Source organism: Segatella sp., assembly GCF_977051555.1.
Genome location: NZ_CDRSSE010000011.1, coordinates 64,735 through 74,459 on the forward strand (window position 1 = coordinate 64,735; position 9,725 = coordinate 74,459).

General features: G+C 43.3%; 6 protein-coding genes, 1 tRNA gene and 2 pseudogenes. 7 read left to right on the top strand and 2 right to left on the bottom strand.

Annotated features, from left to right (window positions below):
• Nucleotides 1-186: 186 nt before the first annotated feature.
• The 3 genes and pseudogenes from ACWJAO_RS04505 to ACWJAO_RS04515 all read left to right on the top strand — a co-directional run.
• A pseudogene (locus ACWJAO_RS04505) lies at nt 187-408 on the top strand (C4-dicarboxylate ABC transporter); the annotation flags it as partial.
• A 20-nt stretch (nt 409-428) separates the two neighbouring features.
• Nucleotides 429-1,727, top strand: coding sequence for a porin (locus ACWJAO_RS04510; RefSeq protein WP_449139409.1), 1,299 nt, complete (start codon nt 429-431; stop codon nt 1,725-1,727).
• Between the two features lie 178 nt (nt 1,728-1,905).
• Complete coding sequence (locus ACWJAO_RS04515) at nt 1,906-3,324, top strand: aspartate ammonia-lyase (RefSeq protein WP_449139410.1); 1,419 nt, start codon at nt 1,906-1,908, stop codon at nt 3,322-3,324.
• Nucleotides 3,325-3,485: 161 nt separating this feature from the next.
• On the opposite strand, the gene ACWJAO_RS04520 is transcribed toward ACWJAO_RS04515, so the two are convergent.
• Both ACWJAO_RS04520 and ACWJAO_RS04525 read right to left on the bottom strand, forming a co-directional pair.
• On the bottom strand, nt 3,486-4,337 hold the full coding sequence (locus ACWJAO_RS04520) for a helix-turn-helix domain-containing protein (RefSeq protein ID WP_449139411.1): 852 nt from the start codon (nt 4,335-4,337) through the stop codon (nt 3,486-3,488).
• Nucleotides 4,338-4,580: 243 nt separating this feature from the next.
• Nucleotides 4,581-4,654, bottom strand: a tRNA-Met gene (locus tag ACWJAO_RS04525).
• A 260-nt stretch (nt 4,655-4,914) separates the two neighbouring features.
• Between ACWJAO_RS04525 and ACWJAO_RS04530 the strand changes: the two genes are divergently transcribed.
• The 4 genes and pseudogenes from ACWJAO_RS04530 to ACWJAO_RS04545 form a co-directional block, all read left to right on the top strand.
• Nucleotides 4,915-6,813 carry an LptF/LptG family permease gene (locus ACWJAO_RS04530; protein ID WP_449139412.1) on the top strand — a complete coding sequence of 633 codons (1,899 nt, stop codon included), beginning with the start codon at nt 4,915-4,917 and terminating at the stop codon, nt 6,811-6,813.
• Between the two features lie 28 nt (nt 6,814-6,841).
• Complete coding sequence (locus ACWJAO_RS04535; RefSeq protein WP_006849147.1) at nt 6,842-8,053, top strand: bifunctional 3,4-dihydroxy-2-butanone-4-phosphate synthase/GTP cyclohydrolase II; 1,212 nt, start codon at nt 6,842-6,844, stop codon at nt 8,051-8,053.
• A 112-nt stretch (nt 8,054-8,165) separates the two neighbouring features.
• The gene (locus tag ACWJAO_RS04540; protein WP_317604804.1) at nt 8,166-9,359 is read left to right on the top strand and encodes a pyridoxal phosphate-dependent aminotransferase; all 1,194 of its coding nucleotides are present in this window, start codon (nt 8,166-8,168) and stop codon (nt 9,357-9,359) included.
• A gap of 254 nt (nt 9,360-9,613) precedes the next feature.
• Nucleotides 9,614-9,725: pseudogene (locus ACWJAO_RS04545) on the top strand (MotA/TolQ/ExbB proton channel family protein); the annotation flags it as partial.

The window sequence follows — 9,725 nt, forward strand, 5'->3', positions numbered from 1 at the left end:
TTATAAAGAATTTCAGCCAAAAATGCAGTAATTTTGCAACCGAGAAAAAGATATAAGAAAACTCTCATTACAACTAACTGTCAATAAAAGAAAACAAAATAACAAAACAACATTATGGCAACAGCAATAATACTACTACAACTGGCTATCGTATTAGCCCTCATCTTCATCGGTGCCCGTATCGGCGGCATCGGCATTTCGCCTCTGGCACTCGTTGCCATGTTCCCTGCTGTAAACGGATATTTCTTCTTGCCAAACTATCCTACTGCAGTGGCTGCTATCAATTTCGACCGTACAGGCAGTACCCGAATCGGAAGATTTGTCATCAACCACTCGTTCCAGTTGGCAGGCTTCACAACCACCATCGTTTCTATCGGTGTGGGATATCTGATTATTCAATTCCTATAAACCTTTAAAAAGAAATCATTATGAAATATTACCAGAAAAGCATCATGCTTTCAGCTTTTACAATAGCTACGATGTTGCCGAACTGTGCATGGGCACAAGGCACAAATGACGGACTGGGTGGAGATGACGGCGACATCGAATCGCTCTACTCCAAGGTTACCAACATAGAGAAGAAACAGAAGGCGCTGAACTTCTACGTGAATTTTGCAGAAAGTTTCCAGACAGAACACAGTTCGAAAACTGATGAATGGACTTCAAGATTCTATAACAAGAACCTGAGAATAGAGATGACCGGCTGGCTGACAGATAATCTCTACTACCGTTTTCGTCATCGTCTGAACAAGACTGATGCTCCGATGGGAGAAGATAACTTCGCTAAAGCAACCGATTATATGATGGTTGGCTGGAAGTTTAACGATACCTGGAGCATACAGGGCGGTAAGAAATGCCAGGCACTAGGCTCGTTTGAGTTTGATGAGAACCCGATGTTCATCTACCAGTTCTCTGACATGGAGGATAATGTAGACAGTTCGAAAGGTGCCCTCAACCTGCTCTATAATCCAAGCAAGCCCCAACAGTTCTCTGCCGAAGTGAGCAATACATATAACGGTAAACTCACGGATGAGTTCGGAGCCGATGCCAAGGTGACAACCGGCAAAATAACCGATAATGGCACGAATGCTGGAAAGAAACTGGAAGTAGAGGCATTGGAGAAATCTAATAGTCCTTTGACATACAGCCTCGGATGGAACGGAAAGTTCTTCGGCAACAAGTTACTGACCCGCTGGTCTTACTCCCTTCGTACTCAGGCTAAAGGAAAATACAGCCGGTTCTTCCGTCTCGGACAGAAACTGAATCTGAACAAGCTGCAATGGTATGTAGATTACAACAATACATACGATGATCTGGACAGAATGAAGATTGCGTCTAAGGAGGTGGTTGATGAAATGATCAGCAGTACTTATACCCAGGACGAGATCAACAACCAGGATTTCAGCAACTTATACCTTAGCAAGGTACGCTATCAGGGAATCGTAAGCAAGATGAACTGGCAATTTGACAAAGACTGGAACCTGATGCTGAAAGGCATGTGGGAAACCGCAAGTGCCACAAAGAACGAAGCGTTTAAAAACTACCGCACCGCATACGGCTATATCGGCAGTCTGGAATACTATCCAGCCCGCAAACAGAAGCAGGATCTGCGTATCTTCCTGGCCTATGTAGGTAGAAAATACGACTACAGTAAAAAGAGCGGATTGCAAGATTACAATACCGACCGCATCGAACTCGGCTTAATGTATCGCCTGAAGGCTTATTAAACAGACTAAAATGAGCTGAAAAAAGCAGAAAGTTCGTTTTTTACAAATTAAGGTTCACTTTTTATAAAGAGAATATGCAAAAATCATCGTATCTTTGCAACGGATAAAGGAAATAACACCTGCTTCCAAAAGAATCAATAGAATAAACAATAATAATAACAATAAAACAATCAATATTATGGCTGAAGAGAAAAAATTTAGAGTAGAGTCAGACCTTTTAGGTGAACTCAAAGTTCCTGCTGAAGCACTTTATGGTGTACAGACACAGCGCGGTATTAACAACTATCACATTTCACGCAAGACGATGCGCGACTATCCTGATTTCATTATCGCCATTGCTTACGTAAAGTTGGCTGCCATCGAAACCAACCATACCCTCGGTGTTATCAACGACGAGATTTCAGGGGCTATCGGTCAGGCTTGCCGCGAGATTATCGACGGTAAATGGCATGAGAACTTCCCTATCGATATGGTACAGGGTGGCGCAGGTACATCTGTCAACATGAATGCCAACGAGGTAATCGCCAACCGTGCACTTGAAATCATGGGACACGAAAAGGCTGATTATCAGTTCTGTTCTCCTAATGATCATTGCAACTGCGGCCAGAGTACAAACGACGTATACCCTACTTCTATCCGCCTGGCTTTGATTCGCATGAATACTCATCTGGTAGGTGCTCTGACAGGTCTGATCAGCGCATTCCGCTATAAGGCAGACGAATATGCTGATGTCATCAAGATGGGACGTACCCAGTTGCAGGACGCAGTTCCTATGTCTTTCGGTCAGGAGTTCAACGCATACGCCAACAACCTGGAAGAGGAAATCCTCAACCTGGAGCGCAACGTGAAACTCTTACACGAGATTAACATGGGTGGTACTGCCATCGGTACAGGCCTGAATGCCGTTCCTGGCTTCGCTAAGCTCTGTGCTGCTAACCTCAGCAAACTGACAGGCGAGAACTTCGAAACAGCTACCGACCTGGTAGAGGCTACACCTGATACAGGTGCTTACGTAAGCTACTCTTCTGCTTTGAAGCGTCTGGCTATCAAGTTGTCTAAAATCTGTAACGATCTCCGTCTGATGGCTTCTGGTCCTCGTTGCGGTTTGAACGAAATCAACCTTCCTCCTAAGGCTCCAGGTTCTTCTATCATGCCAGGTAAGGTTAACCCAGTTATTCCTGAGGTAACCAACCAGGTTTGCTTCAAGGTAATAGGAAACGATACAACTGTCAGCTTTGCAGCAGAGGCAGGCCAGTTGGAGTTGAACGTAATGGAACCAATCATCACAGAAAGCCTCTTCGAGAGTCTGACATGGTTGAAGAACGCCATCGAAACCCTGACTTCTGAGTGCATCCTCGGTATCACCGTAAACAAAGAGCGTTGCTACGAAATGGTAAAGAACAGTATCGGTATCGTTACCGCTCTGAACCCAATCATCGGTTACAAGAAGAGTTCTAAAGTAGCTAAGGAAGCCCATGCTACAGGCCGCTCTGTATACGACATCGTTATTGAGCAGGGTATCATGAGTAAGGAAGAATTGGACAAGGCACTCGATCCTAAAGAGATGCTGCAGTCACACAAGTTTACCCTGAAATAAAAAGATGTAACTGCTGACATAAAAGAACTTTAGAATAAGATATAGAATAATACTAATCTGAGTTTAATATTAACATTTGACTGTTCCGCTTGCCTATTCCTCAAGATAGGCAAGCGGATATTTTTTATCGATAAGAAGATGGTCATGTGACGGAAATCTTATCAGTTGCATTGATTACGATAAGCAAGAGGTGTCATTCCAGCTCTAGTTTTAAAGAAATTGGTCAATGCACTCTGGTCGTTAAAGTGAAGATAATCAGCAATCTCTCCCATTGTCATGTCCGACAGCTTCAGCAGATTACAGATTTCTTTGTAAAGAAGAGAGGTAATATGATCATTGACCGTCGTACCCGATATTTCTTTTATCATTCTGGAGAGATAAGCAGAAGAAACATTCAGTTTATCGGCGTAAAACCGGATTTGTCGCTCACTCTTGAAATTGCGATACAGCAAATGCAGAAAGATTTCATAAACATTCTTTTTATGGCGCAAGTCTCTGGTCGACAAAAGGTTGTCATAAGGCAACTCTGACACCAGAAGTTTCAAGACATTCACCATAGACTGGATCATCTCTACCTTATAAATATGCTGATGGCGCACAATATCCCGAATCATATGAATGATATCAAGAGCCGCCTTGAGTTTATCGTCAGAAAGATGATACACCAGATCATTAGAAATCTCTTCATCAACAAAAACACATTCTGCCTCAAAATCTTCCGAGATATCGGTAAACTTATAAACATGCTTAGGCGATACGACAAGCAAATCACTTGCCGTAAGCTGATGTTCTTCATCCTCAGCACTTTCTGTTCCCTGGACGACTTCAAACTTTACACTTCCGCTTTTTACTAATAATATCTTGTAAAAAAGTGTTCGTTCACTCGCCATATCCCTCAGGACACTTCCATTTAAAACATCTGTATGAATATGAGCTGCATAAGCTCCAAATATGTCCTTCAGTTGGTATTTAGCGGCAAACTCTTTTAAGTTATATACTTGCTGCTGTTTCATAATAGTTGTCTTTTGTAGTGCAAAAATATAATTAAATTCTGAAAACACCAAGAAAAAAACAGGAAAATCTTTCATTTTTATCTTATCCACATCAGTTACTAACAAGAAAAGTATCTGATAGCCAACGGAATAACATAGTTATCAACACTTGTGTGGATAACTTTTCTATGAGAAGTGAATAAATGTGGAAAAGTTTAGAGCATAAAAAAGACATCAACTAAAAAGTTGATGTCTCTCATCTTGTAGCGGGAGGGGGCCACGATCCCTCGACCTCCGGATTATGAATCCGACGCTCTAACCAGCTGAGCTATCCCGCCATCCAAGCAATTGATTTCTCATTTGCGGGTGCAAAGGTAATACATTTATTTGGATTGAACAAATTTTTCGGCAGAAATTTTCAAAAAAAGTTTTATTTTCTCATTTTTCTCAGATTCCAGCCCCACTTTCACCTAATTATATATATAAAAAAAACGAAAAATAAAGGTTTTCTTATTTTTTTGTATTACCTTTGCACGCTGAATAACGGACCTGCGAATATTTCAAATAAGAAAATGGTCTGAAACAACAGAATATTGAAATGCTTAGAATTAAGAAATTAGACATATTTATTGCCAAACAGTTTGGTCTCCTCTTCATGGGAACATTCTTCATCTGCCAGTTTGTGCTGATGATGCAGTTCTTGTGGAGATATATTGATGAACTCATTGGTAAGGGACTCACGATGGACGTGATGGCTCAATTCTTCTGGTACATGGGTCTGATGCTCGTACCGCAGGCTCTGCCATTGGCTATTCTCCTGTCCTCACTCATGACGTTCGGTAATCTCGGCGAGAGTTCGGAGCTTACTGCCATCAAGGCTGCAGGCATTTCACTGATGCAGGCTTTCCGCTCACTCATCGTCATCACCGTCATCATCATGTTTGGCTCATTCTATTTCCAGAACAATGTGGGACCTAAGTCGAACATGAAACTGGCGCAACTTCTGATTTCAATGAAACAGAAAAGCCCGGAACTGGAAATTCCTGAAGGTATCTTCTATGATGGTATTCCAAACTGCAACCTTTATGTGCAGAAGAAGGATTTGAAAACCGGAAAGCTATACGGCATCATGATTTACCGTATGACCGACAGCTATGAAGATGCTGCCATCATATTGGCAGACTCAGGCATGCTTCAGAGTACAGCAGAGAAGAAGCATCTTGTTCTGAGTCTCTACAGCGGAGAATGGTTTGAGAACATGCAAAGCAGCGCACTTGCTAATACTGCAGCCGTACCATACAGACGAGAGACTTTCGTTTCCAAGAAAATCATTCTCGACTTTGATGGAGACTTCAGTATGACCGATGCAGCTTCGCTTTCAGGAAATGCAAAGGGTAAAAGTCTGGAGAAAATCAACCACGACATCGATTCTCTTAACCAATTATATGATTCTATCGGAAGAATCTATCTGAACGAAGCCAACGTGAGATTCTATGGTGGTGTACAGCGCATCAACAAGAAAGACTCACTCAATGAAATCAAGAAGGGCGAAAAACTCAATTTCGACACCTTATATAATAAGTTGCCACAAGACAAGAAACTCATGGCGGTAAACCAGGCACAGTCTACCGTACAACAGGAGCTTTCTGACCTTGATTTCAAATCGATGTCAACGAGCGATGCAGACTACATGATAAGACAGCACAAGATTGAGGCTATCAACAAGTTCACCCTGGCCCTTTCGTGTCTGATCTTCTTCTTTATCGGAGCACCATTAGGAGCCATCATCCGAAAGGGAGGACTGGGTTTCCCTGTCGTCATCTCCGTACTTGTGTTCATCGTCTTCTTTATCCTCGACAATACAGGATACAGAATGTCTAGAAGTGGCATGTGGGCCATTTGGTTCGGAAAAGGTCTTGCGCCGGCAGTATTGACGCCTTTGGCTATCTTCGTAACCTACAAGGCAACCAACGACTCTTCCGTATTCAACATGGATGTTTACAAAGAGTTCTTCATGAAACTGCTCGGTTTACGACAGAAACGCCATTACTTCGGCAAGGAAGTCATCATCACCGATCCGGATTATCAGACGGATGCAGAGAAACTGGAAAGAATCAACCAAGACATCACCTTATATAATAAGGAGCACAAACTGGTTCATCTTCCTAACTTCATCAATGTATTCTTCAAATACGAGCCAGATCATGAGATAGAAAGAATCAATGCCGAACTGGAAGAAGTGATAGAAGATTTGACCAACACCGCCAACAAGTATATCCTGCACGATATGAACCAATATCCGGTTCTTTCACTCAAGGCACATACACGCCCATTCGAGCGGAAATGGCTCAACATCATTGCAGCCATCATCTTCCCAGTAGGCACACTGCTATACTTGAGAATGTGGCGATTCCGACTGCGCCTGTTCCGTGACCTCAAGGTCATCAGTCAGACCAACACGGACATCATCCATCGGATTAGAGAACAGAAAAAGTAAAATGTAACTATATAATAAGGTATCAAACATGTCAGAAATCAAATTAAATAGCATCGAAGATGCAGTAAAAGACTTCAAGGAAGGAAAGTTCGTCATCGTTGTTGATGATGAAGACCGCGAAAACGAAGGCGACCTCATCATTGCCGCCGAAAAGATAGATGCAGAAAAAGTAAACTTCATGCTGAAACACGCAAGAGGTGTACTCTGCGCCCCTATCACATTGAGCCGCTGCGATGAACTCGACTTGCCTCATCAGGTTTCAGAGAACACCTCAGTATTAGGCACACCATTCACCATAACCGTAGACAAACTGGAAGGCTGCTCTACCGGTGTTTCTGCACACGACCGTGCCGAAACCATCAAAGCACTTGCAGACCCGAACTCTACCCCACAGACTTTCGGCAGACCGGGACACATCAATCCGCTCTACGCACAAGATAACGGCGTGTTAAGAAGAAGCGGACACACAGAAGCAGCCATCGATCTTTGTAAAATGGCAGGTCTCTATCCAGCAGGCGCACTCATGGAAATCATGAATGAAGACGGCACCATGGCACGTCTGCCAGAGCTGATGAAGATGGCAAAGGAATGGAACCTCAAGGTTATTTCCATTAAAGACATGATAGAATACCGCCTCAAGAAAGAATCACTCATCGAAGTGGGCGAAGAGGTAGACATGCCTACAGAATACGGACACTTCCGCCTCATTCCGTTCCGCCAGTCAAGCAATGGTCTGGAACACATGGCACTCATCAAGGGAGAATGGAAAGAAGACGAGCCTATCCTTGTTCGTGTTCACTCTTCTTGCGCTACAGGCGATATTCTGGGCAGCAAGCGTTGCGACTGCGGCCAGCAGCTCCACAAGGCCATGCAGATGATTGACGAGGCTGGAAAGGGAGTTGTTGTCTACATGCAGCAGGAAGGACGCGGCATCGGTCTGATGAACAAGATTGCAGCCTACAAACTCCAGGAAGAAGGCTACGATACCGTTGACGCCAATACCCATCTCGGTTTCAAACCAGATGAGCGCGACTATGGTTGCGGTGCACAGATGCTCCGCCATCTCGGTGTACACAAAATGCGTCTGCTCACCAACAATCCGGTAAAGCGCGTAGGTCTCGAAGCATACGGTTTGGAAATCGTAGAAAATGTGCCTATCGAAGTTGTACCTAATAAGTACAATGAGCGTTATCTCAAGACCAAGAGAGACCGCATGGGGCACACTTTGCACCTCGGATAATAAAATTATGTTATTATTTCATTACAAAACATGAAATAATGCTCAATTTTCTTCCGAAAAAGAAATAATTTGCTTACTTTTGCACACGATAAACAAATATAAGAATAAAATTATGGCACAATTATCTGATCGTTTAAACAGATTGGCACCTTCAGCAACGCTGGCGATGTCACAGAAGAGTAGTGAAATGAAAGCTCAAGGTATTGATGTAATCAACATGAGCGTAGGTGAACCAGACTTCAACACTCCTGACAATATTAAACAGGCAGCAAAGAAGGCTATTGACGAGAACTATTCCCGCTATTCACCAGTACCAGGTTATCCTGACTTGCGAAAAGCAATTGTAGCCAAATTAAAGAACGAGAATGGTTTGGAGTACACTACCAATGAAGTAATCGTTGGTACAGGTGGCAAGCAGTGTGTCTGCAACGCAGTATTGGCTCTCGTAAATCCAGGCGATGAGGTTATCATCCCTGCTCCATATTGGGTAAGCTACCCACAGATGGTGAAGTTGGCAGGCGGTACTCCTGTCATTGTAAATGCCGGTTTCGACCAGGACTTCAAGATGACAGCAGAGCAGTTGGAGAATGCCATCACAGAGAAGACCAAGATGCTCATTCTCTGCTCTCCAAGCAACCCTACCGGTAGCGTATACTCTAAAGAAGAGTTGGCTGCACTGGCAGAAGTTCTCAGAAAGCATCCTGAAGTATTTGTGCTGGCTGATGAAATCTACGAGCACATCAACTATATTGGCAAGCACCACAGCATCGCCCAGGAACCAGGCATGAAGGAACAGGTAATCATTGCCAATGGTGTATCTAAGGCTTACGCCATGACAGGATGGAGAATCGGTTTCCTGGCTGGTCCGGAATGGATTATCAAGGGCTGCAATAAACTCCAGGGCCAGTATACCAGCGGTACATGTTCTGTTAGCCAGAAGGCAGCAGAAGCAGCCTACACACTCGACCAGAGTGCAGTAGAGGAAATGCGCGTAGCTTTCGAGCGTCGCCGCAATCTGATTGTAAAGTTGGCTAAAGAGGTTCCAGGTCTTGAGGTAAACATGCCACAGGGTGCCTTCTATCTCTTCCCTAAGTGCAACAGCTACTTTGGCAAGAGCAACGGCGAGAAGACCATCAACAACTCAACCGATTTTGCCATGTACCTTCTCGAAGAGGCACATGTAGCCACCGTAGGTGGTGACGCTTTCGGTGATCCAGATTGTTTCCGTATGAGCTATGCAACTAGCGACGAGAACATCGTTGAAGCTATCAAGCGCATCAAGGAAGCTTTGGGCAAGTTGAAATAAAAAAATGGCGTAAAGACCATTTTCAAGGGTCAAAATGTAAGAAAAATGCGAGATGTTGGTATAAAATAAGCCAATATCTCGTTAAAACTTCTTAATTAGGCTGATAGTAAACTTTAATTTATTATCTTTGCCAAAGCAAAATAGATAACCTAACTGTGTTTATTGACAAACGACACATTCAAGGTCTACGTAGCGAGAAAGAAAAAAGAAAATATTAATAATTTATTAACTAATAATTTAAAAAAAGTAAAATTATGGCAACTACAAAACAAGCAGCCCCAGCTAAGAAGTCTGAGGGCTTTCAGGGAGTAAGAGGCGCATTCTGGATCATCGTGGTATGTGCTATCATCGCATTCACATTGTTCT

Bases quoted from the DNA above. Each gene is read 5' to 3' on its own strand.
- ACWJAO_RS04510 (WP_449139409.1), top strand. From the start codon at position 429: ATGAAATATTACCAGAAAAGCATCATGCTTTCAGCTTTTACAATAGCT.
- ACWJAO_RS04515 (WP_449139410.1), top strand. From the start codon at position 1,906: ATGGCTGAAGAGAAAAAATTTAGAGTAGAGTCAGACCTTTTAGGTGAA.
- ACWJAO_RS04520 (WP_449139411.1), bottom strand. From the start codon at position 4,337: ATGAAACAGCAGCAAGTATATAACTTAAAAGAGTTTGCCGCTAAATAC.
- ACWJAO_RS04530 (WP_449139412.1), top strand. From the start codon at position 4,915: ATGCTTAGAATTAAGAAATTAGACATATTTATTGCCAAACAGTTTGGT.
- ACWJAO_RS04535 (WP_006849147.1), top strand. From the start codon at position 6,842: ATGTCAGAAATCAAATTAAATAGCATCGAAGATGCAGTAAAAGACTTC.
- ACWJAO_RS04540 (WP_317604804.1), top strand. From the start codon at position 8,166: ATGGCACAATTATCTGATCGTTTAAACAGATTGGCACCTTCAGCAACG.